This is a genomic window from Ancylobacter mangrovi (assembly GCF_024752335.1).
Lineage (GTDB): Bacteria > Pseudomonadota > Alphaproteobacteria > Rhizobiales > Xanthobacteraceae > Ancylobacter > Ancylobacter mangrovi.
This window is the reverse complement of record NZ_JANTHY010000005.1, coordinates 179,810-200,869: the sequence shown is the minus strand read 5'-3', so window position 1 is coordinate 200,869 and position 21,060 is coordinate 179,810. Positions and strand designations below refer to the sequence as shown.

Sequence of the window (21,060 nt, the reverse complement as noted above, 5' to 3'; positions counted from 1 at the left end):
CCAACTTACCGCCGCCAGAGCGTGAAATTCGCGAGGCCGAGCACGACGAGTATCTCCAGCCGGCCGAGAATCATGGCGAGCGCCAATATTATCTGCGCATAGGCCGGCAATGTGCTCCATTCGGGCCAATTTCCCGCATCCGGCCAGCCGGTGGCGTAGACCGGCCCGATATTGCACATCGCCGACATCACGGCGACGAAGGCGGCCGCGAAGCTCGGCATGGCGGGCGAGACCGCCGCCGTCAGCGCCGCCGTCACCGTGCAGGCGACGCCGAACATGATCCAGATCCCCTTCATCATCTGCAGCGAGACGTTCTGCTGGCCGAGCTTGCGCATGCGCACCGCATGGGGCTGGACCAGCCGCTCGAGCTCCAGGAAGCTCTGCAGCATCATGATGCCGGCGCGGTACATCTTGATTCCGCCGGTGGTGGAGAAGGTGGCGCCGCCGATGAAGATGAGCGCCAGCACCAGCGCCAGAGGCAGCGTGGCGAAGGCGTCGCCATAGGGCTGCGCGCCGGTGGTGGTGACCAGCGAAACGGCGGTGAACAGCCCGTCCGTGATGGCGACCGGCAGCGAGAGGTGGCCGAACGGCCCGCCATAATGCAGCGACGCCGCGAGGATGCCGACCACGAGGCACACCGCCAGCAGCGCAATGTTCTCCTGCTGGCCCATGGCGAGCCGGAAGCGCCGCGTCAGCAGCAGCCGGTGCCACAGCACGCTGGTGCCGCCCACCAGCATGAAGGCCATCATGACGAGCTTGACCGAGAAATGCCCATAGGCGGGGATGCCGTCCGCGTCCGGCATCAGCCCGCCGGTGGACAGCGCGGCGCCGGCGAGGCCGATCGCGTCGAAGCCGCGCACGCCGACCGCGAACAGCGCCAGCGCGCAGGCGATCGTCGCGCCGAGATAGAGCGGCAGCACCTGCCGCAGCGCGTCGTCGATCTCCTGCGCTTCGGTGCCACCGAAGCGGTCGAGCCGCATGCTCCGGTCCGGCAGCCCGCCGATTCCCGCCGGGCCGAGCACGGCCACGAAGCCGAGGAGGGTGAGCAGTCCCCCGCCCCATTGCAGGGTGAGCAGCCAGGCCAGCGTCGCGCGCGGCACGTCCTCGAGTTCGTGGATCCGCACCGCCCCGGTGGTGGTGAAGGCGGAGACGGTCTCGAACCAGGCCTGCATCGGCGACAGCGAGGTGGTGGCGGCGACCGGGAAGGCCGCGATCACCGGCACCCCCACCCACATCAGCACCAGGAAACTGTAGGCGGCGCGCCGGTCGAGCCGGCCGCCGCGATTGCGCACGGCGAGATGCACCGCGCCGGCGCCGAACACGGTCAGCAGCGCCGTCATGATGTAGACGTCCGCCCCCGCCTCGTTGCGCAACAGCGCCCCGAGGGAGACGATGAGGAGGAAGACGGCCATCACCCCGGCAGCGACGGCACTGTGGCGGGCGACTGCGATCATCGGCATGCGCTCAAAAGAATTCGAGGCTGACGCGGAAGAGCTGCTCCACCCGCTTCACCTTGCCGGCGAGGGCGAAGATCACCACCCGGTCGCGGGCCTGGATGACCATGTCGCCGCGGGGCAGCAGCACGCGCCCGCCGCGGATCACCGCGCCGATCCTCATTCCGTCGAACAGGTCGAGCTCGCGTAGCGGCTTGCCGACCAGCGGCGAGGTCTCCAGCGCTTCCGCCTCGATCACTTCGCCCTGCCCGTTCACCAGCGAGTGCACGCCGCGGATGCGCCCCTTGCGCACGTGCTGGAGGATCTTCGAGACCGTGATCTGGCGCGGATTGACATAGGCGTCGATGCCGAGCCCGCGTGCGAAGGCCGGATAGGCCGGGTCGTTGAGCAGCGAGAGCATGCGCTTGGCGCCGAGCTCGCGCGACAGCAGGCAGGAGAGGATGTTGACCCGGTCGTCATTGGTGACGGCGATCACCGTGTCGGCGGCATCGACGGTGGCCTCCTCCAGGATCGTCCGGTCGAGCGCGCTGCCGCGCAGCACCACGGTGCGGGAGAGCTCCTGCGCGATCTCCTCGGAACGGTCGAGGTCGGCCTCGATCATCTTCAGCCGCGCGCGCGGATTGCGCTCCTCGAGCTGGCGGGCGACGTAGAGGCCGATATTGCCGCCGCCGCAGATGACGATGCGCTGCGCCGGCGGCTCGTCATGGCCGAAGATGGAGAGCGTGCGCGTCACCTGATCGCCCTGGGCGACGAAATAGGCGACATCGCCGGCCGTGAGCTGGTCGGCGCTGTGGGGCACGAACACCCGCCCCTTCCGGTTCACCGCGACCACCACGGCCTGAAGGTCGGGAAACAGGTCGGTGAGCTGGCGCAGCGGCGTGTCCAGCACCGGGCAGTCTTCCTCGCACAGCACGCCGGCGACCACCACCTCGCCGTCGGCGAAGCTAACCGTGTCGATGGCGCCCGGCAGCGAGAGGCGGCGCAGCACCGTCTCGCCCACCTCGACCTCGGGCGAGATCACCACGTCGATCGGCAGGTGATCGCGCGAGAACAGGTCGCGCCAGTGGCCCTGCAGGTAACTCTGCGCCCGCACGCGCGCGATCTTGGTCGGCACGTCGAACAGGGCGTGCCCGACCTGGCACGCCACCATGTTCACCTCGTCATGCAGCGTCACCGCGATCAGCATGTCCGCCGCCTCGATGCCCGCGCGCGCCAGCACGTCGGGATGCGAGCCGTGGCCGACGAAGCCGCGGACATCCAGCGAATCGGTAATGGCCTGGATGAGACGTGGCGAGGTGTCGATGATCGAAACGTCGTTCTGCTCGGCGGCCAGCCGCTCGGCGATGCCGAACCCGACCTGCCCCGCGCCGCAAATGACGACCTTCATGAAAACGCCTCGTTCGAACGGATGCCGGGTGGCGCCCGATACCGCCGGATTGCCATCGGCCTGCCTTGTTCGATTCACTCTATAGCAGCTTCGCGAGCGGCCGCAGACGCTTCTCGTCGATATTGATCATCTCGCGCATGTTGACCTTGGGGGCTTCCACCATGCGGATCGACCGACGCCAGCTCGTCACCGGCGGCCTTGCCGCGCTCGCCCTTCCCTCCCTTGCGCGCCCGGCTGGCGCGGCCGTCACCGGCCCGTCGGATCTGATCGCGGCGCTGCAGGCGATCGAGCGCAAGGCGGGCGGGGCGAAGCTCGGGGTCTGCATCATCGACTGCGCCTGGGGCACCCGCGTCGGCTACCGCGCCGACGAGCGATTCCCGCTGCTGAGCTCGTTCAAGCTGCTGGCCGGCGCGGCGGTGCTGGAGCGGGTCGACGCGCATAAGAACCGGCTGGATGGCGTCGTCGCCTACGGCAAGGACGACCTCGTCGCCTATTCGCCGGCGACGGAGAAGCACGCCGGCGAGGGCATGAGCCTCGGAGCGATCTGCGAGGCGGCGATAACGCTGAGCGACAACACCGCCGGCAACCTCATGCTGAAGACGATCGGCGGGCCGGAGGGGCTGACCGCCTTCGCCCGCCGCATCGGCGACGAGACCAGCCGGCTCGACCGCTGGGAGACCGCGCTCAACGACGTGAAGCCCGGCGACCGGCGCGACACCACCTCCCCCGCGGCCATGGCCGAGGACGTGCGCCGCCTCGTCACCGGCGATGTGCTCCAGCCCGGCTCGCGCCAGCAGCTCGCCGACTGGCTGATCGCCAGCCAGACCGGCGGCAAGCGCCTGCGCGCCGGCCTGCCGAAGGACTGGAAGGCGGGCGACAAGACCGGCACGACGACCGGCGCGGCCAACGACGTCGCCATCGCCTGGCCGCCCGACCGCGCCCCGGTGGTGATCGCCGCCTATATGAAGGAGGTCACCCTCAAGCAGGCGGAGACCGACGCGGTGTTCGCCTCGGTGGCGCAGGTGGCGGCGGATTTCCTCACCGACTGAGGCGGGCGCCCCTCACCCCGCTCGTCAGCCGATGCCGAGCGCCTTGAGCTTGCGGTGGAGCGCCGAGCGCTCCATGCCGACGAACTCGGCGGTGCGCGAGATGTTGCCGCCGAAGCGGCTGATCTGGGCCACCAGATATTCGCGCTCGAACACCTCGCGGGCGTCGCGCAGCGGCAGGCCCATCAGGTGCTCGCCGCCATTGCCGTTCGGCAGGCTCGGCACCAGCGAGCCGACGTCGGGCGGCAGCATGTCGGCCGTCACCGGCGCCTCGGCCTCGCCCGAGGCGAGGATCAGCAGCCGCTCGATATTGTTGCGGAGCTGGCGGACATTGCCCGGCCAGTCGTGCGACTGCAGCACGGCGAGCGCGTCGTCGGCGATGCGCCGGCGCGGCAGGCCGGTGCCTTGCGAAATCTGGTCGAGAAAGAACTGCACCAGCTCGGGCACGTCGTCGCGGCGCTCGGCCAGCGGCGGCACACGGATCGGCACCACGCCGAGCCGGTGGTAGAGGTCCTCGCGGAACCGGCCCTCGGCGATCTCCTTCTCGAGGTTGCGCGCGGTCGAGGAAATGATGCGCACGTCCACGGAGACGCGGGTCGCCCCGCCGACGCGCAGGAAGTTCTGGTCGACGAGGACGCGCAGGATGCGGTTCTGAGTCTCGCGCGGCATGTCGGCGATCTCGTCGATGAACAGCGTGCCGCCATGGGCCTCCTCGAGCGCGCCGGTCTGGCGCCCCTGCCCGCTCGCCTCGTCGATGCCGAACAGCTCGACCTCCATCCGCTCTGGCGTGATGGCGGCGGCGTTGATCACCACGAACGGCCCGTTGGCCCGCCCCGAGGCGGCATGGATCATGCGCGCCGCCAGCTCCTTGCCGGCGCCGGAGGGGCCCACGATCATGATGCGGCTGTTGGTCGGGGCGACCCGCTCGATCGCCTGCCGGAGCTGGTTCATCACTGATGACTTGCCGACGAGCTGCTGCGCGACCGGGGCGCGCTGCTTGAGGTCCTTCACCTCGCGCTTGAGCCGCAGCGTCTCCAGCGCGCGCTCGGCGACGAGGATCAGGCGGTCGGAATTGAACGGCTTTTCGATAAAGTCGTAGGCGCCCTGCTTGATCGCCGCCACCGCGGTCTCGATCGTGCCGTGGCCCGAGATCATCACCACCGGCACGTCCGGGTGGTGCTTTTTGATCAGCTCGAGAAGCTGCAGGCCGTCGAGCTTGGAGCGCTCCAGCCAGATGTCGAGGAACACCAGATGCGGGCGGCGCGCCTCGATGGCGGCGAGCGCCTCGTCGCTGTCCTTCGCCGTGCGGCAGCCATAGCCCTCGTCCTCGAGGATGCCGGCCACCAGTCCGCGAATGTCGGCCTCGTCGTCGACGATCAGAATGTCGGTCGCCATGAGTCCGTTCTCCTTTAGCCAGCCAGTCTGCCGTTGCCGGCAGCGAGGGCCGCGGTCGCCGGGCCGCCGTCGCGCGCGAAGGTCAGGCGGATCCATGCCCCCTGCCCGTCCGGCGCGTCCAACAGCTCGATGCCGCCGCCGTGCTCTTCCATGATCTTGCCGACGATGGCGAGGCCGAGCCCGGTGCCCTTCTCGCGCGTCGTCACATAGGGCTCGAGAAGCCGTTGCCGGTTCTCGGTCGGCAGCCCCTTGCCGTTGTCGATGACGTCGATCGCCACCATGCGCTCGTCGCCCGTGAGGTCGACCTTGATGCGCCCGGGCTCGGTGCGCTCCTCGGGAGGAACGGCGGCGAGCGCCTCGGTGGCGTTCTTGATGATGTTGGTCAGTGCCTGCGAGATCAGCCGGCGGTCGAAGCGGGCGATCACCGGCGTGTCCGGCACGGCGAAGTCGATGCTGATATCGGGATTGCCCACCCGCATCAGGAACACCACCTGCCGCGTCGTCTCCGCCACGTCCTGGTCCTCGACCACGGGCTTCGGCATGCGGGCGAAGGAGGAGAACTCGTCCACCATGCGGCCGATGTCGCCGACCTGGCGGATGATGGTGTCCGTGCACTGGTCAAAGACCTCGCGGTCCTCGCCGATCACCTTGCCGTAGCGCCGTCGCAGCCGCTCGGCCGAGAGCTGGATCGGGGTGAGCGGGTTCTTGATCTCGTGGGCGATGCGCCGGGCGACGTCCGCCCAGGCCGAGGAGCGCTGCGCCAGCACCAGCTCGGTGATGTCGTCGAGCGTCACCACCCAGCCATGGTCGGCCTCGCGCGACTGCTCGGTGGTGACGCGCACCGCGATCACCCGGTCGCGCCCGTTGCGGGTCAGCGTGGTGTTGCCCTGCGCGCTGCGCTGGTCGGGCTGCATCGCCTCGGCCAGCAGCGAGGCGATTTCGGGGATCACCGCGCCGAGTTCGGTGCCCAGCACCTCGGCCTCGGTGACGCCGAGGAGCTTCTCGGCCGGGCGGTTGATGATCGAGATGCGCCCGGTCGAATCGAGGCCGATGACCCCTGCCCCGACCCCCGACAGCACCGCCTCGGTGAAGCGGCGGCGGGTGTCGATCTGGTCGCGCGCCTGCACCAGGTCGTTGCGCTGGGTGCGCAGTTCCTGGGTCATCTTGTTGAAGGTCTCGGCGAGGCTCGACAGGTCGCCCTCGGAGCGGCGCACCGGTACCTCGACATAGAGATTGCCCGCCGCCACCAGGTCGGCGGCGCCGATCAGCCGGCGGATCGGCGCGACCAGCCGGTTGGCGAAGTGGATGCCGAGCCAGACCGCGCAGAGCAGCACGGTGAGCGAGATCACCGCATAGAGCAGCGCGAAGGCCACCTGGACGCCGAATCGCTGCTGCTCGAGATTGCGATAATCCGCGACCGCCGCCTGCGTCTCCTTGAGATATTCGATGACGCGCGGGTCGATCGGGCGCGCCACATAGAGGAACAGGTCGCCGAAATCCTTCAGCGGGATCACCGCGCCGACGAAGTCCGCGTCGTTTGGCAGGTAGATGAGCGGCTGCTCGTCGGTCGCGTCCTTGAGCTGGAGGTTCTGCGGCACCACGAATTCGCGCCCGACCCGGATCGTCGCCCGGTCGACGATGGTGAGGTCGCGCTGGATGATCATCGCCGCCGGCAGGCCGCGCACCACCGCCTGCGCGGTCAGCGCCTGCCGGAACCGGCTGCGGTCCTGGTCCCATAGCGGGCGGATGCGCTGCAGGTCGCGCGCCATGCCGAGAATGTCGCCGCGGATCGAATAGGCGTGCTCGCGCACATAGGTCTGCGCCACCGATACCGCATTGTCGACGATGGCCCGGGTGCGCACCGAGAACCAGCGGTCGAGGCCGCGATCCAGCGTGATGCTGGCGAGCAGCGCCACCAGCAGCGCCGGCACCACGGCGACGATGCCGAACAGCCCGACCACCCGCACATGCAGCCGCGCCGCCGCCCGCCCGCGCCGCCGCGCCTTGACGATGCGCCAGACCTCGCGGCCGATGATGCTGACCAGCACCAGCGACATTACGCCGTTGATCGCCAGCACCGTGATGACGACGGTCTGCGCCGGCACCAGCGGGGTCAGGCCGATCAGGATCAGGAAGCTCGCCAGCGCGATGATCAGCGCCAGCAGAACCGCGAGCGGCGCCAGCCCCCAGAGCGAGAACCGGAAGCCGAGCGCGCCGATGTCGGGCGCGTCGTTCCGGTCCAGGTCGCGGTTGGAGGAATCAGTCATTCATCACCCGAAGAGCCGCAGAGTCGGCCCGCACGGGTGATGCAGTGAAACGACACTGGTGCAAAAATGTGACATTGAACGCCACCGCCCGGATTTATTCACCGGAAGGCGGCGTCGCCTTCATCGGCTGGTTCGGATGATCTGGATGTCCAGATCGCGAATCTTCTTGCGCAGCGTGTTGCGGTTGAGGCCCAGAAGCTCTGCCGCCTTGATCTGGTTTCCGCGCGTCGCCGCCAGCGCGGCCGAGAGCAGCGGGTACTCCACGTCCTTCAGGATGCGGTGATAGAGGCCGGGCGGCGGCAGGTTCTCGCCGAAGCCGCCGAAATAGGCGTTCAGGTGCCGCTCCACCGACGAGGAGAGCGTCTCGTCCTGGCTCGATTCCTCGGTCGCCGAGGTCGAGATCGGGGTCGAGAGCTCCGCCTCGATGATGGAGGCGGTGATGATCTCCTGCGGGTAGAGCGCGGCGAGCCGGCGGATCAGGTTCTCCAGCTCGCGCACATTGCCCGGCCAGCGGTAGCGCTTCAGCCGGTCGAGCGCGGCGGCGTCGATCTGCTTGCTCGGCAGTCCCTCACGCTCGGCCTGCAGGAAGAAGTGGCGCGCCAGGTCCGGCACGTCCTCGGTACGCTCGCGTAGAGGAGGAAGACGCAGTGGTACGACGTTGAGGCGGAAGAACAAATCCTCGCGGAACAGGCCCTGCTGGATGAGGATGCGCAGGTCCTTGTTGGTGGCGGCGACGATCCGCACGTCGGTCTTGATCGGGGTACGCCCGCCGACCGTCGTGTACTCGCCCTGCTGCAGCACGCGCAGCAGGCGGGTCTGCGCCTCCATCGGCATGTCGCCGATCTCGTCCAGGAACAGCGTGCCGCTCTCGGCCTGCTCGAAGCGACCGGCCGAGCGGGCATTGGCGCCGGTGAACGCGCCTTTCTCGTGGCCGAACAGCTCGGATTCGATCAGGTCGCGCGGGATCGCCGCCATGTTGATGGCGACGAACGGGCCGTTGCGGCGCTTGCCGTAGTCGTGCAGCGCGCGCGCCACCAGTTCCTTGCCGGTGCCACTCTCGCCCGCGATCATGACGGTGAGGTCGGTCTGCATCAGCCGGGCGAGCACCCGGTAGATGTCCTGCATCGCCGGCGAGCGGCCGACCAGCGGGATGTTGTCGACGTCGTCGCCGCCCGGCTTCAGCGCCGCGTCGGGCTTCTTCGGCTCCGACAGCGCGCGCCCGACGATGGCGATCAGCTCCTTCAGGTCGAAGGGCTTGGGCAGGTACTCGTAGGCGCCCTTCTCCGAGGCGCGGATCGCCGTCATGAAGGTGTTCTGCGCGCTCATGACGATGACCGGCAGGTCCGGGCGCACCTTCTTGATGCGCGGCAGCAGGTCGAAGGCGTTCTCGTCGGGCATCACCACGTCGGTGATGACGAGGTCGCCGTCGCCCTGGCTCACCCAGCGCCACAGGGTAGCGGCATTGCCGCAGGAGCGCACCTCATAGCCTGCCCGCGACAGAGCCTGATTGAGCACGGTGCGGATGGCGGCATCGTCATCGGCAACCAGGATACTTCCCGTCGGCATGGCGCTCTCAACTCTTCTCGTTACCGCGGCCACCGCGATACATGGGCATGAGAACCCGGAACGTGGTGCGGCGCGGCTGGCTGTCGCATTCGATGATCCCGCCGTGGTCGCCGACGATCTTTGCCACCAGGGCGAGGCCCAGGCCGGTTCCGGTCGGCTTGGTGGTCACGAAGGGATCGAACAGGTGGGGCATCAGGTCCTCGGGCACGCCCGGGCCGTTGTCCTTGACGCAGAATTCGAGCGGCAGGCTCACCCGGGCCGGGGCGCCGGGCACCATCAGCCGCACGCCCGGCCGGAACGCGGTGGTGAGCTGGATCTCGGCATCCGGCACGTCGCTCACCGCCTCGGCGGCGTTCTTCACGAGGTTGAGGAACACCTGGATCAGCTGGTCGCGATTGGCCAGCACCGGCGGCAGCGAGGGGTCGTATTCCTCGACGAAGCGGATGTTCCGGGCGAAGCCGGACGAGGCGAGCGTGCGCACATGCTCCAGCACCGCGTGGATGTTCACCGGCTCGCGCTCGATCGGGCGCTCGTCCGAGAACACCTCCATGCGGTCGACCAGCTTGACGATGCGGTCCGCCTCCTCGGTGATGAGGCGGGTCAGCGAGCGGTCGTCGTCGCTGGCGGAGAGCTCCAGAAGCTGCGCCGCGCCGCGAATGCCGGACAGCGGGTTCTTGATCTCGTGCGCCAGCATCGCCGCCAGTGCGGTGACCGAGCGCGCCGCGCCGCGATGGGTGAGCTGGCGGTCCATCTTGTCGGCGATGGTCCGCTCCTGGAGCATGATGACGACGTGCCCCGGCACCTCGGGCAGCGGCGCGACATGGATGTCGACGATGCGCTCGCCGCCATTGCGCGGCGTGCCGAGGTCGACGCGATACTCGTTCACCGCCGCGCCGCGCGTGCGCACCTGCTCGACCAGCGCCAGGATCGGGCTGCCGAACGGCACGAATTCCTGCAGGCGGTGGCGCTGCAGCACCGCGAGTGAGGCTTCGAAGAAGGCCTCGGCCGCGACATTGGCGTCGACCATGCGGTCGTCTTCCGCGACCGTTATGACTGGATGCGGAAGCGCGTTGACCACGGCCTCGGCGGTCGGGATCACGGGCGCGGGGCGTTCCGACGACGCCGACGTCATGCTGCGGCACTCCAATCAAGGTCGTCCCGGGCGGGTCCGTCCCCGGCGAGATCATCGAACGCGTCGACGATGCCGGCAACGACCCCTTCGGGCGTATCGAGCGTAAGCAGGCGCCGGCGCCACGCACCGGCCGCCTCGGCCGGCCGGCCGGCGCTCTGCGCGGCGGCGGCGAGCGCCCAGCCGATGTGCTTGCGGGCGCAGCGCAGGCCGAGATCTCGGCCGTAATGGCCGAGCCAGCCGTCATAAAGCTCCAGCAGCACGTCGCGCTGCTCGGCAAGCGCCGGATCGGCGGGAGCGGTCCCGTCCTTCAGCCGCGCGGCCACCTGGCCGGGGAACCACGGGCGCCCCTGCGCCCCGCGCCCGATCATCACGCCGTCGGCGCCGGAAGCGGCAAGCATCGCCGGCGTGTCGTCGGCATGGACGAGGTCGCCATTGGCCAGCACCGGGATCGACACCGCCTCGCTGACCTGCCGGATCGCGGCCCAGTCGGCCTTGCCGGTGTAGAACTGGCAGCGCGTGCGCCCGTGAATGGTGATCATCTCGACGCCGATCGCCTCGGCCCGGCGGGCCAGCTCCGGCGCCACCGTCTGCGTCTCGTCCCAGCCGAGCCGGGTCTTCAGCGTCACCGGCACCTTCACCGCGCCGACCACGGCCTCGATGATGCGTTGGGCGAGATCGAGGTCGCGCAGCAGCGCCGAGCCGGCGAGCCCGGTCGTCACCCGCTTGGCCGGGCAGCCCATGTTGATGTCGATGATCGCCGCGCCCGCGCCCTCGGCGATTCGCGCCGCCCGCGCCATGGAGGCGGGTTCGTTTCCGGCGAGCTGGACGGCGTGGATGGCGACCCCCTCGCCCTCGGCGCGCAGCACAGTCTCCTCGTGCCTGTCCTCGAGCGCCTGGGAGGCGACCATCTCCGACACGACGAGGCCCGCGCCGTAGCGCAGCGCCATGCGCCGGAACGGTGCGTCGGTAATGCCGGCCATGGGCGCGAGCACGACCATGCTGGGCACCGGAACGGGGCCGATGCTGGGATTGACGATCGCAGAAGCAGTAGGGATCAAGCCGTGATCACTCGATGCACACGAAATGAGCCTCAAGGGCTCTGCCTACATAATAGCCACGGCGCGCCCATCATCAACCCTCGTGACGACGATACGTCAAAACTTTTATAAATGTGCCCCGCTTTTGCGCTAAACGATCCGGCAGGACAAGCCGTGATTGATGAAGCGGCAATCATTGGACGAGGCGGTACCCGGGGTGATGCGGACGGACGTGATCGTGGTCGCGGCAGGCAGCGGCCAAAGAGCGGGCGATGGCATACCCAAGCAGTTCCGCCCGCTCGGCGGACGCACCGTGCTGCGCCGGTCGCTGGAGGCCTTTCTCGGTCAGCCGGGAATTCGCCACGTGCTGCCGGTCATTCACCCCGACCACGCGTCCTGGTGCGCCGAAGCCATGGCGGGGCTCGAGGGCGTGCTCGCGCCGGTCGCCGGCGGCGCTACGCGGCAGGCTTCGGTGCGTGCGGGACTCGAGGCGCTGGCGGACGACCCGCCGGACCTGGTGCTGATCCACGACGCCGCCCGCCCCTTCGTCTCGGCGCGCCTCGTCGCCGATGCCATCGCGGCGGCGGAGCGTCATGGCGCGGCGGTGCCCGCGCTGGTGCTGGTCGACACGATCAAGGCGGTGGGCGAGCCCGGATTCGTCGGCGCCGGCCCCGACCGCGGCGGCCTGCGCAGCGTGCAGACGCCGCAGAGCTTCCGCTACGAGCTGATTCGCGCCGCCCACCGTGCCCGCGCGGGGACGGACGACCTTACCGACGACGCGGCGGTCGCCGAGGCGGCGGGCCACCGGGTCGCCACCTTCCCCGGCGATCCCGCCAACACCAAGCTGACGACCCCCGAGGATTTCGTGACCGCCGAACGCCATGTCGCCCTCGCACTCGCCGATGTCCGCAGCGCAACCGGCTTCGACGTCCACGCCTTCGGGCCCGGCGACCATGTGGTGCTCGGCGGCGTGCGCATTCCCCACCAGCAGGGGCTCAGCGGGCATTCCGACGCCGACGTGGTGCTGCACGCACTCACCGACGCGCTGCTCGGCACGATCGGCAGCGGCGATATCGGCCACCACTTCCCGCCCTCCGATCCGCAATGGAAGGGCGCCTCCTCCGACCTCTTCCTCGCCCATGCGGTGGCGCTGGTGAAGGCGGCCGGCGGGCTGGTGGCCCATCTCGACGCCACCGTCATCTGCGAGGCGCCGAAGATCGGCCCGCATCGCGAGGCGATGCGCGAGCGGATCGCGCAGATCGCCGGCATCTCGCTGGCCCGGGTCAGCGTCAAGGCGACCACCAGCGAAAAGCTGGGCTTCACCGGGCGGCGCGAGGGCATCGCGGCGATGGCGAGTGCCACGGTCCGCCTGCCCTGGATAGACTGAGCGCCGAACGGTTAGACTGCCGCCGGGCCAGCCAGCGAGGGATGACGGGATGAACGAGCGGACCGATGCGATCGATCTCGAGGCGATCCGCGTGCTCGACCTGTGCCGGGCGCGGCGCCTGACCGTCGCGACGGCGGAATCCTGCACCGGCGGCCTGGTTGCGGGCGCGCTGACCGACATCGCCGGCTCCTCGGACGTGCTCGACCGCGGCTTCGTCACCTATTCGAACGCCGCCAAGCGCGAGGTGCTCGGCGTCGCCGCCGCGACGCTCGACGCCCATGGCGCGGTGAGCGCCGAGACGGCGCGCGAGATGGTCTCCGGCCTGCTGCGCATCGCCCGCACCTCGCTCGGCGTGGCGATCACCGGCATTGCCGGGCCGGGCGGCGGCTCGGCCTCGAAGCCGGTTGGGCTCGTGCATTTCGTGGCGGTGACGGCGGCGGGGAAGATGATCGAGCGGCGGGAGGTCTTCGCCGGCGAGGATCGCACAGGCGTGCGGCAGCTTTCCGTACTCACGGCGCTCGCCATGCTGGCCGAGCTCGCGGCTCAGGAGCCGGTCACGCCCTGACGGCCATAGACCTCGTCCGCCCGCTTCTCGAACGCCTCGGCGAAGCGGCGGAAGGCGGCGTCGAACATCGCCCCCATGAGTAGGCCGAGCGTGCGCGAGCGGAACTCGTAGGAAATGAAGAATTCGACCTCGCAGGCGTGCTCGCCGTCGGGCCGGAAGGTCCAGCGATTCTCCAGCCGGCTGAACGGCCCGTCGAGATATTCGACGGTGATGGCGAAGCGCGGGCGGTCGAGCGTCACGCGGCTGGTGAAGTTCTCGCGCAGCATCTTGTAGGCGACGCTCATGTCGGCGACGAGGATCTCCACCCCCTCGCCGCTCGCCACCTTCCGGCGCACATGCAGGCTCGCGCACAGCGGCACGAATTCGGGGTAGCGCTCGACATCGGCCACGAGGTCGAACATGTCGTTCGCGGAATGGCGGACGTGCCGCTTGTTGCGGAAGGACGGCATCGCTCAGGCGGTCGCCGGGGCGGCTGCCGCGACCTGAGCGGCGGTGGGCGCCGCGCCCTTACCCATCGCTCCCTTGCCCATGACGCCGAGCTTGGCCTCGCGGGCGGCGCGCAGCCGGGCGAAGTCCTCGCCCGCATGGTGCGACGAGCGCGTCAGCGGGCTCGACGAAACCATCAGGAAGCCCTTGGTGTAGGCGATCGTCTCGTAGGACTTAAACTCCTCCGGCGTGACGAAGGCCATCACCGCGTGGTGCTTGCGGGTCGGCTGGAGATACTGGCCGATGGTAATGAAGTCGATATCGGCCGAGCGCAGGTCGTCCATGAGCTGCAGCACCTCGTTCCGCTCCTCGCCGAGCCCGACCATGATGCCGGACTTGGTGAAGATCGACGGGTCGAGCTCCTTCACCCGCTGCAGCAGGCGCAGCGAGTGGAAATAGCGGGCGCCGGGGCGCACCGTCAGATAGAGCGAGGGCACGCATTCGAGGTTGTGGTTGAACACGTCCGGCCGCGCCTCGACCACCACCTCGAGCGCGCCGTCCTTGCGCAGGAAGTCCGGGGTCAGGATCTCGATCGTGGTCTTCGGGCTGGTGGCGCGGATCGCCCGGATGGTGCGGGCGAAATGCTCGGCGCCGCCGTCGGCGAGGTCATCGCGGTCGACCGAGGTGATGACCACGTGCTCGAGGCCGAGCCTGGCGACCGCGTCGGCCACCTTCTGCGGCTCGTCCTGGTCGAGCGGGGCGGGCATGCCGGTGCGCACGTTGCAGAAGGCGCAGGCGCGCGTGCACGTATCCCCCATGATCATGAAGGTTGCGTGCTTCTTCTGCCAGCACTCGCCGATGTTCGGGCAGCTCGCCTCCTCGCACACGGTGACGAGGCCGTTGGCGCGCACGATCGAGGCCGTCTCGGCCCAGCCGGGCGTGCCGGGCGCGCGCACGCGGATCCAGTCCGGCTTCTTCAGCGCCGGCGTCTCGGCGCGCTTCGCCTTCTCGGGATGACGCGGCTTTTCGAGAGCGCGGTTCAGTGTGTTGAGAACGACGACCATTCGCTTTCCGTTGCCTCATCGGGGAGCGGATGCCCCACAGTTAAGCCCGCTCCGGCCGATGCGAAAGGGCTTCGCGCACGCAGCCGCCCCCTGCGCAACGCATGGCGGAGCCTAGCGCCCGCGAATCTTGCGCCAGACGAACAGGACGATGATGGCGCCGACCGTCGCGGCGATCAGCGTGCGGAAGAAGCCGAAGATCGGGATCGCCGCCATCTCGGCGACATATTTGCCGAGGAAGGCGCCGACCAGGCCGAACAGCAGGTTGGTGAGCAGGCCGTGGTCGCTCTCCGTCACCTTCTCCGCGATCCATCCGGCCAGCAGGCCGATGACGATCATCGCGAACCAGCCGACGCCCGGCTGGTTCAAGGCCGAATAGGTTTCCGTCTCCATGAAACGCCCCTGCCCCCGCGCCGGTCCGCCCGCATCAGATGTGGATGGCGCGCCCATAGGCGTTGAGCACGCTCTCGTGCATCGTCTCAGAAACCGTCGGATGCGGGAAGACGGCGTTGATCAGCTCTTCCTCGGTGGTCTCGAGATTCATTGCCACCACGAAGCCCTGGATCAGCTCGGTCACCTCCGCGCCGACGAGATGCGCGCCGAGAAGCTGGCCGGTCTTGGCGTCGAAGATGGTCTTGGCGAGGCCATCCGCCTCACCCAGCGCCACCGCCTTGCCGTTGCCGATGAAGGGGAAGCGGCCGACCTTGACCTCGTAGCCCGCTTCCTTGGCCTTCTTCTCGGTGAGGCCGACCGAGGCGACCTGCGGCATGCAGTAGGTGCAGCCGGGGATCATGAGCTTGTCCATCGGATGGGCATGCTTGCCGGCGATCGCCTCGACGCAGATGACGCCCTCATGCTCGGCCTTGTGGGCGAGCATGGGCGGGCCGGCGACGTCGCCGATGGCCCAGATGCCCGGCACGTTGGTGCGGCACAGCCCGTCGATGACGACGCAGCCGCGGTCGGTCTTCACGCCGACCGCCTCGAGGCCGAGATTCTCGACATTGCCGACCACGCCGACCGCGGCGATCAGCCGGTCGGCAGTGATCGCCTGGCTCTTGCCGTCGGCGGTCTCGACGGTCGCGGTCACGTTGTCCGCGCCCTTCACCACCTTCGACACCTTGGCGCCGGTGAGGATCTTGATGCCCTGCTTCTCGAACCGCTTCCTCGCGTGCTCGGCGATCTCCTCGTCCTCGACGGGGAGGATCTGCGGCAGCAGCTCCACGATCGTCACGTCCGAGCCCATCGCCTTGTAGAACGAGGCGAATTCGACGCCGATGGCGCCCGAGCCCATGATCAGCAGCGACTTCGGAACGCTCGCCGGGGCCAGCGCCTCGAAATAGGTCCAGATCAGCTTCTTGTCCGGCTCGATGCCCGGCAGCACGCGCGGGCGGGCGCCGGTGGCGATGACGATGTTCTTCGCCGTGTACTCGCCGGCGCCGAGCGCGCCCTTCGGGGCGCCGTCAGTGGCGGCGACCGAGACCTTGCCGGGCGCGGTGATTGTCGCCTGGCCCCAGATCACGTCGACCTTGTTCTTCTTGAGCAGGAAGCCGACGCCGTTGCTCATCTGCGCCGCGATGCCGCGCGAGCGCTTCACCACGCCGGCGATGTCGACGCCGAATTTCTCAGCGACGAGGCCGTAGTCCTTGGCGTGCTCGATATAGTGGAAGATCTCGGCCGAGCGCAGCAGCGCCTTGGCCGGGATGCAGCCCCAGTTTGGGCAGATGCCGCCCATGTACTGGCGCTCGACGACAGCGACCTTGAGCCCGAGCTGGGCGGCGCGGATGGCGCCGACATAGCCGCCGGGACCGGAACCGATGATGAGGACGTCGTAATTCGTGGCCATCTCGTTCCTCACACCAGCATCGACATCGGGTTTTCGATGATCTGCTTGAAGGCGCCGATCAGCTGGGCGCCCATGGCGCCGTCCATCACCCGGTGGTCGCAGGAAATCGTCACCGTCATCTGGGTGGCGATGGTGAGCTCGCCCTTGCGCACGACGGCGCGCTGCTCGCTCGTGCCGACGGCGAGAATCGTTGCATGCGGCGGATTAATGATCGCCGTGAAGTCCTTGATTCCAAACATGCCTAGGTTCGAAATCGCCGACGATCCACCCTGGTACTCGTTCGGCGCCAGCTTCTTGTTGCGGGCGCGGATGGCGAGGTCGCGGGTCTCGTTGGAGATCGCCGACAGGGTCTTGATCTCGGCCTTGCGGATGATCGGGGTCAAAAGGCCCTTGCCGCCGTCGATCGCCACCGCGACGCCGATGTCGGAGTGCTTCAGCTTGAGGTAGCGATCGCCGCCCCACACCATGTTGGCGTCCGGCACCTGCTGGAAGGCGAGTGCGTAGGCCTTGATGACGAAGTCGTTGACCGAGAGCTTGTAGGCGGCCTTGCCGTCCTTCTCCGGCGCCTGCTTGTTCAGCATCTCGCGAAGCTTGAGCAACTCGTCCACGTCGCAGTCGACGGTGAGGTAGAAGGTCGGGACGGTCTGCCGGGCCTCGGTCATGCGCTGGGCGATGACGCGGCGCATGGCGTCGAGCGGCACCTCCTCATAGGTGCCGGGCTCGTAGAACGCCTTGGCCTGCTCAAGCACCGCGCTGGCGGAGACCGGCGCGGCAGCGGCGGCAGGTGCCGCGGGAGCAGCCGCCGGAGCGGGCGCGACCGCCGGCGCCGCAGCGGCCGGCTTGGCGACTCCGGGCGTCGCGCCGGCGATATCGGCGGCGACGATGCGGCCATGCGGGCCGGAGCCGGCCACGGCCGAGAGGTCGATCCCCTTCTCCTTGGCGAGGCGGCGGGCCAGCGGCGAGGCGAAGACGCGGCTGCCGGAGGCGGCGGCCGCCGGGACCGGCGCGACGCCGGGCGCCGGAGCGGTCGGCGCGGCGACGGCGGGAGCTGCGGCAGGCGCCGGCTCTGGACCCTTCGGGGCCTCGGCGGCGGGCGCCTCTGCCTTGGGCGCTTCGGCCTTCGGCGCCTCGGGGGCCGGCGAAGAACCGGCGCTGGCGGCGACCGCGCTCACATCCTCGCCATCGGCGGCGAGCACGGCGATGAGCTGGTTCACCGGCACGTCGGCCGAGCCTTCCGGCACCATGATCTTGGCGAGCGTGCCTTCGTCGACCGCCTCGACCTCCATGGTCGCCTTGTCGGTCTCGATCTCGGCGATCACGTCACCCGGCGCGACCTTGTCGCCTTCCTTCTTCAGCCATTTGGCGAGGTTGCCCTTCTCCATGGTCGGAGACAGGGCAGGCATCAGAATGTCGATGGACATAGCGAACTCCCGCCTCAGCGATAGGTGACGGCCCGCGCGGCCTCGACGACCTCCTGCACCGACGGCAGGGCGAGCTTTTCGAGATTGGCGGCGTAGGGCATGGGCACGTCCTTGCCGGTGACGCGCAGCACGGGGGCGTCGAGATAGTCGAACGCCTTCTCCATGAGCTGGGCGACGATCTCGGCGCCGACGCCGGACTGGTGCCAGCCCTCCTCGACCGTGACGCAGCGCCCGGTCTTCTGCACCGAGGCGACGATCGAATCGACGTCCATCGGGCGGATGGTGCGCAGGTCGATCACCTCGGCGTCGATGCCGAGCTTGGCGAGCTCCTCGGCCGCCTTGAGCGCGTAGTTCATGCCGATCGACCAGGCGACCAGCGTGACGTCCTTGCCCGGCCGCGCGATGCGCGCCTTGCCGATCGGGATCACGAAGTCGTCGAGCTTCGGCACCGGCGAGGAATGGCCGTAGAGGATCTCGTTCTCGAGGAACACGACCGGGTTGGGATCGCGGATCGCCGCCTTCAGCAGGCCCTTGGCGTCCGCCGCCGTGTAGGGCGCGACGACCTTGAGGCCGGGAATGTGGCTGTACCAGGCGGTGAAGTCCTGGCTGTGCTGGGCCGCCACGCGCGCCGCCGCGCCGTTCGGGCCGCGGAACACGATGGAGCAGCCGATCTGCCCGCCCGACATGTAGTGCGTCTTCGCCGCCGAGTTGATGATCTGGTCCATCGCCTGCATGGCGAAGTTGAAGGTCATGAACTCGACGATCGGCTTCAGCCCCGCCATCGCGGCGCCGACGCCGACGCCCGCGAAGCCGTGCTCGGTGATCGGGGTGTCGATGACGCGCTTGGCGCCGAATTCCTGCAGCAGGCCCTGGGTGATCTTGTAGGCGCCCTGATATTCGGCGACCTCCTCGCCCATGACGAAGACGTCGCCGTCGCGGCGCATCTCCTCGGCCATGGCGTCGCGCAGCGCCTCGCGCATGGTGAGGTTCACCATCTCCGTGCCTTCCGGCACGTCGGGCTCGGGCACCGTCTCGGGCTGCGGCGGGGCCGCTACGGCCGAGGTGACGCTCGCGGGGGTCGCCGGCGCGGCGCTCGCCACCGGCGAGGGAGCGAGCGGGGCGGCCTCCACCGGCGGGGCCGATTCGGCGGCCTTGGGCGCGGAGCCGATGGCGCTGGCGTCCTCGCCATCGGCGAGGATCACCGCGATCGGCGTGTTGACCGCGACGTCCTGCGAGCCCTCGGGGACCAGGATCTTGCCCAGCGTGCCCTCGTCGATCGCCTCGACCTCCATGGTCGCCTTGTCGGTCTCGATCTCGGCGATGACGTCGCCGGACTTGACGGTGTCACCCTCCTTCTTGAGCCACTTGGCGATATTGCCCTTCTCCATGGTGGGGGAGAGGGCCGGCATCAGTATTTCGGTCGACATGGCGGCGTTCCTCGGCAAGATCGCGCGTCACTGCATCCGTGCGGGCGGCACGAACGTCAGGTTGCTGTAGACGGCCACCGAAGCGATGGCCACGAGAAGGGCTATGAAGAAGCCGACCAGCATCTTGTTGAAGCTGGCGGCGGTTTCGGCGGACACCGCGGCCGAGTGGCGGACCCCGAAGGGCCACAGCACGAGGCGGATGCGATCTGCGAGGCTCGGATGGCCCGCCGAAACGACGCCGAAGGCGGCCCGGGTCGCGAGAACCCAGATCACCACGGCGGAAGACGCCCCGGCGACGATCGCGACCCAGAACAGCTCGACGAGCATCCGATGGCCCCGCCGCTCAGCGCAGGACGTCGGTATAGAGCTCGGAAGGATCCGGCTCGGGATCGTGCGAGGCGAAGTCGGCAGCCGCGTTCATGACGTCGCGGATCTCGGCGTCGATCGCCTTGAGCTCGTCCTCGCTCGCCCACTTCTTGTCCAGCAGACGCGCGCGCACCTGCTCGATCGGATCGTGCTCGGTACGCATCTTCTGCACCTCCTCCTTCGACCGGTACTTGGCCGGGTCGGACATGGAGTGGCCGCGATAGCGGTAGGTGAGCATTTCGAGGATGTAGGGGCCCTTGCCGGAGCGGGCGAACTCGACCGCGCGCTCGCCGGCGGCCTTCACCGCGCGCACGTCCATGCCGTCGACCTGCTCGCCGGGAATGTTGAACGAGCTGCCGCGCTTGGAGAAGTCCGCCTGGGCGGTGGCGCGGTTCACCGCGGTGCCCATGGCGTACTTGTTGTTCTCGATGATGTAGACCACCGGCAGCTTCCAGAGCTCCGCCATGTTGAAGCTCTCATAGACCTGGCCCTGATTGGCCGCGCCGTCGCCGAAATAGGTCAGGCAGACCGCGCCGTCCTCGCGGTAGTGGTTGGCGAAGGAGAGGCCGGTGCCGAGGGAGACCTGCGCGCCGACGATGCCGTGGCCGCCGAAGAAGCCCTTCTCGATGCTGAACATGTGCATCGAGCCGCCCTTGCCCTTGGAATAGCCGCCGCGGCGGCCCGTGAGCTCGGCCATGACGCCCTTCGGGTCCATGCCGCAGGCCAGCATGTGGCCGTGGTCGCGGTAGCCGGTGATGACCTGGTCGCCATCCTTCAACGCCGCCTGCATGCCGATCACGACCGCTTCCTGGCCGATATAGAGGTGGCAGAAGCCGCCGATCAGGCCCATGCCGTACATCTGGCCCGCCTTCTCCTCGAAGCGGCGGATCCTCAGCATGTCGCGGTAGGCGTCGAGCTCTTCCGCCTTGGTGAAGTCGGGAACCGTCGGGGCCTTCTCCGAACGCCGGGAAGTTCCCTTGGGCGCGGCGGCTTTGGCGACGGTCTTGCTGGCGGCCGATTTCTTGGCGGCAACTACCATGGCGCATCCTCAGCTCGTTGCGGAATTTGCCGAGCTTAATAACGCACCTTCGGACACTGCGCTACGCTTTCAGCGCAATGCTGCAACGCACAACATGCTGTAGGCGCAGCAGTTTCCGGACTTTAACGGAAATATAGTTCAGGAACGAAATTAGCTCACATCAAGTTAAGCTTTTGCAATCGCGCCACTTCCCGCCCTGCGTATGTGGCATACCAACGCTGCGCCGAAAATGCGGTTCCGC

Annotated in this window: 17 protein-coding genes and 1 pseudogene; 3 read left to right on the top strand and 15 right to left on the bottom strand. The window is 68.8% G+C overall.

Annotated elements, in window-relative coordinates; translation table 11 throughout:
* Window positions 1-5: 5 nt before the first annotated feature.
* Both NVS83_RS14305 and trkA read right to left on the bottom strand, forming a co-directional pair.
* Window positions 6-1,454, bottom strand: coding sequence for a TrkH family potassium uptake protein (locus NVS83_RS14305; protein ID WP_258739922.1), 1,449 nt, complete (start codon window positions 1,452-1,454; stop codon window positions 6-8).
* Between the two features lie 10 nt (window positions 1,455-1,464).
* Window positions 1,465-2,841 (bottom strand): Trk system potassium transporter TrkA, encoded by a 1,377-nt coding sequence (trkA, locus tag NVS83_RS14300; protein ID WP_258734095.1) that lies wholly within the window; start codon window positions 2,839-2,841, stop codon window positions 1,465-1,467.
* A gap of 161 nt (window positions 2,842-3,002) precedes the next feature.
* Here trkA and bla point away from each other — a divergent pair, with 161 nt between their 5' ends.
* The gene (gene bla / locus NVS83_RS14295; protein ID WP_258739921.1) at window positions 3,003-3,890 is read left to right on the top strand and encodes a class A beta-lactamase; all 888 of its coding nucleotides are present in this window, start codon (window positions 3,003-3,005) and stop codon (window positions 3,888-3,890) included.
* 24 nt (window positions 3,891-3,914) lie between these two features.
* Here bla and ntrX read toward each other — a convergent pair whose 3' ends face one another.
* The 5 genes from ntrX to dusB all read right to left on the bottom strand — a co-directional run bounded on the left by ntrX (window position 3,915) and on the right by dusB (window position 11,305).
* Window positions 3,915-5,282, bottom strand: coding sequence for a nitrogen assimilation response regulator NtrX (ntrX, locus tag NVS83_RS14290; RefSeq protein ID WP_258734097.1), 1,368 nt, complete (start codon window positions 5,280-5,282; stop codon window positions 3,915-3,917).
* A 14-nt stretch (window positions 5,283-5,296) separates the two neighbouring features.
* A complete protein-coding gene (locus NVS83_RS14285; protein WP_258739920.1) occupies window positions 5,297-7,549 on the bottom strand; it encodes a sensor histidine kinase NtrY-like in 2,253 nt (750 codons plus the stop codon).
* A gap of 120 nt (window positions 7,550-7,669) precedes the next feature.
* Entirely contained in the window at window positions 7,670-9,115 is a 1,446-nt protein-coding gene (gene ntrC / locus NVS83_RS14280) for a nitrogen regulation protein NR(I) (RefSeq protein ID WP_258734099.1), read from the bottom strand.
* Between the two features lie 7 nt (window positions 9,116-9,122).
* The gene (locus tag NVS83_RS14275; RefSeq protein WP_258734100.1) at window positions 9,123-10,247 is read right to left on the bottom strand and encodes a two-component system sensor histidine kinase NtrB; all 1,125 of its coding nucleotides are present in this window, start codon (window positions 10,245-10,247) and stop codon (window positions 9,123-9,125) included.
* Window positions 10,244-11,305, bottom strand: coding sequence for a tRNA dihydrouridine synthase DusB (gene dusB / locus NVS83_RS14270; RefSeq protein WP_258739919.1), 1,062 nt, complete (start codon window positions 11,303-11,305; stop codon window positions 10,244-10,246). Before dusB ends, NVS83_RS14275 begins: the two co-directional genes overlap by 4 nt.
* A gap of 199 nt (window positions 11,306-11,504) precedes the next feature.
* On the opposite strand from dusB, the gene NVS83_RS14265 reads away from it, so the two are divergent.
* Both NVS83_RS14265 and NVS83_RS14260 read left to right on the top strand, forming a co-directional pair.
* Complete coding sequence (locus tag NVS83_RS14265; RefSeq protein WP_258740115.1) at window positions 11,505-12,671, top strand: bifunctional 2-C-methyl-D-erythritol 4-phosphate cytidylyltransferase/2-C-methyl-D-erythritol 2,4-cyclodiphosphate synthase; 1,167 nt, start codon at window positions 11,505-11,507, stop codon at window positions 12,669-12,671.
* A gap of 49 nt (window positions 12,672-12,720) precedes the next feature.
* Window positions 12,721-13,315, top strand: a pseudogene (locus NVS83_RS14260) (CinA family protein).
* Here the strand turns inward: NVS83_RS14260 and NVS83_RS14255 are convergent.
* The 8 genes from NVS83_RS14255 to pdhA all read right to left on the bottom strand — a co-directional run bounded on the left by NVS83_RS14255 (window position 13,215) and on the right by pdhA (window position 20,819).
* Window positions 13,215-13,685, bottom strand: a complete 471-nt coding sequence (locus NVS83_RS14255) for a type II toxin-antitoxin system RatA family toxin (RefSeq protein ID WP_258739918.1) — start codon at window positions 13,683-13,685, stop codon at window positions 13,215-13,217. The pseudogene NVS83_RS14260 and the gene NVS83_RS14255 sit on opposite strands and share 101 nt — an antisense overlap.
* 3 nt (window positions 13,686-13,688) lie before the next feature.
* Window positions 13,689-14,726: a lipoyl synthase gene (lipA, locus tag NVS83_RS14250; protein WP_258739917.1), complete on the bottom strand. Its 1,038-nt coding sequence runs from the start codon at window positions 14,724-14,726 to the stop codon at window positions 13,689-13,691.
* A gap of 111 nt (window positions 14,727-14,837) precedes the next feature.
* Window positions 14,838-15,116, bottom strand: coding sequence for a GlsB/YeaQ/YmgE family stress response membrane protein (locus NVS83_RS14245; RefSeq protein WP_258739916.1), 279 nt, complete (start codon window positions 15,114-15,116; stop codon window positions 14,838-14,840).
* 34 nt (window positions 15,117-15,150) lie between these two features.
* Window positions 15,151-16,566, bottom strand: a complete 1,416-nt coding sequence (lpdA, locus tag NVS83_RS14240; RefSeq protein WP_258734106.1) for a dihydrolipoyl dehydrogenase — start codon at window positions 16,564-16,566, stop codon at window positions 15,151-15,153.
* A gap of 8 nt (window positions 16,567-16,574) precedes the next feature.
* Window positions 16,575-17,987, bottom strand: coding sequence for a pyruvate dehydrogenase complex dihydrolipoamide acetyltransferase (locus tag NVS83_RS14235; RefSeq protein WP_258739915.1), 1,413 nt, complete (start codon window positions 17,985-17,987; stop codon window positions 16,575-16,577).
* A gap of 14 nt (window positions 17,988-18,001) precedes the next feature.
* Entirely contained in the window at window positions 18,002-19,414 is a 1,413-nt protein-coding gene (locus NVS83_RS14230) for a pyruvate dehydrogenase complex E1 component subunit beta (protein WP_258739914.1), read from the bottom strand.
* Between the two features lie 27 nt (window positions 19,415-19,441).
* Window positions 19,442-19,741 carry a hypothetical protein gene (locus tag NVS83_RS14225; protein ID WP_258739913.1) on the bottom strand — a complete coding sequence of 100 codons (300 nt, stop codon included), beginning with the start codon at window positions 19,739-19,741 and terminating at the stop codon, window positions 19,442-19,444.
* A gap of 16 nt (window positions 19,742-19,757) precedes the next feature.
* Window positions 19,758-20,819, bottom strand: a complete 1,062-nt coding sequence (pdhA, locus tag NVS83_RS14220; RefSeq protein ID WP_258739912.1) for a pyruvate dehydrogenase (acetyl-transferring) E1 component subunit alpha — start codon at window positions 20,817-20,819, stop codon at window positions 19,758-19,760.
* Between the last annotated feature and the right edge of the window lie 241 nt (window positions 20,820-21,060).

Coding starts and splice junctions, on each gene's coding strand:
- NVS83_RS14305 (WP_258739922.1), bottom strand. CDS start 1,454: ATGATCGCAGTCGCCCGCCACAGTGCCGTCGCTGCCGGGGTGATGGCC.
- trkA (WP_258734095.1), bottom strand. CDS start 2,841: ATGAAGGTCGTCATTTGCGGCGCGGGGCAGGTCGGGTTCGGCATCGCC.
- bla (WP_258739921.1), top strand. CDS start 3,003: ATGCGGATCGACCGACGCCAGCTCGTCACCGGCGGCCTTGCCGCGCTC.
- ntrX (WP_258734097.1), bottom strand. CDS start 5,282: ATGGCGACCGACATTCTGATCGTCGACGACGAGGCCGACATTCGCGGA.
- NVS83_RS14285 (WP_258739920.1), bottom strand. CDS start 7,549: ATGACTGATTCCTCCAACCGCGACCTGGACCGGAACGACGCGCCCGAC.
- ntrC (WP_258734099.1), bottom strand. CDS start 9,115: ATGCCGACGGGAAGTATCCTGGTTGCCGATGACGATGCCGCCATCCGC.
- NVS83_RS14275 (WP_258734100.1), bottom strand. CDS start 10,247: ATGACGTCGGCGTCGTCGGAACGCCCCGCGCCCGTGATCCCGACCGCC.
- NVS83_RS14265 (WP_258740115.1), top strand. CDS start 11,505: ATGCGGACGGACGTGATCGTGGTCGCGGCAGGCAGCGGCCAAAGAGCG.
- NVS83_RS14255 (WP_258739918.1), bottom strand. CDS start 13,685: ATGCCGTCCTTCCGCAACAAGCGGCACGTCCGCCATTCCGCGAACGAC.
- lipA (WP_258739917.1), bottom strand. CDS start 14,726: ATGGTCGTCGTTCTCAACACACTGAACCGCGCTCTCGAAAAGCCGCGT.
- NVS83_RS14245 (WP_258739916.1), bottom strand. CDS start 15,116: ATGGAGACGGAAACCTATTCGGCCTTGAACCAGCCGGGCGTCGGCTGG.
- lpdA (WP_258734106.1), bottom strand. CDS start 16,566: ATGGCCACGAATTACGACGTCCTCATCATCGGTTCCGGTCCCGGCGGC.
- NVS83_RS14235 (WP_258739915.1), bottom strand. CDS start 17,987: ATGTCCATCGACATTCTGATGCCTGCCCTGTCTCCGACCATGGAGAAG.
- NVS83_RS14230 (WP_258739914.1), bottom strand. CDS start 19,414: ATGTCGACCGAAATACTGATGCCGGCCCTCTCCCCCACCATGGAGAAG.
- NVS83_RS14225 (WP_258739913.1), bottom strand. CDS start 19,741: ATGCTCGTCGAGCTGTTCTGGGTCGCGATCGTCGCCGGGGCGTCTTCC.
- pdhA (WP_258739912.1), bottom strand. CDS start 20,819: ATGGTAGTTGCCGCCAAGAAATCGGCCGCCAGCAAGACCGTCGCCAAA.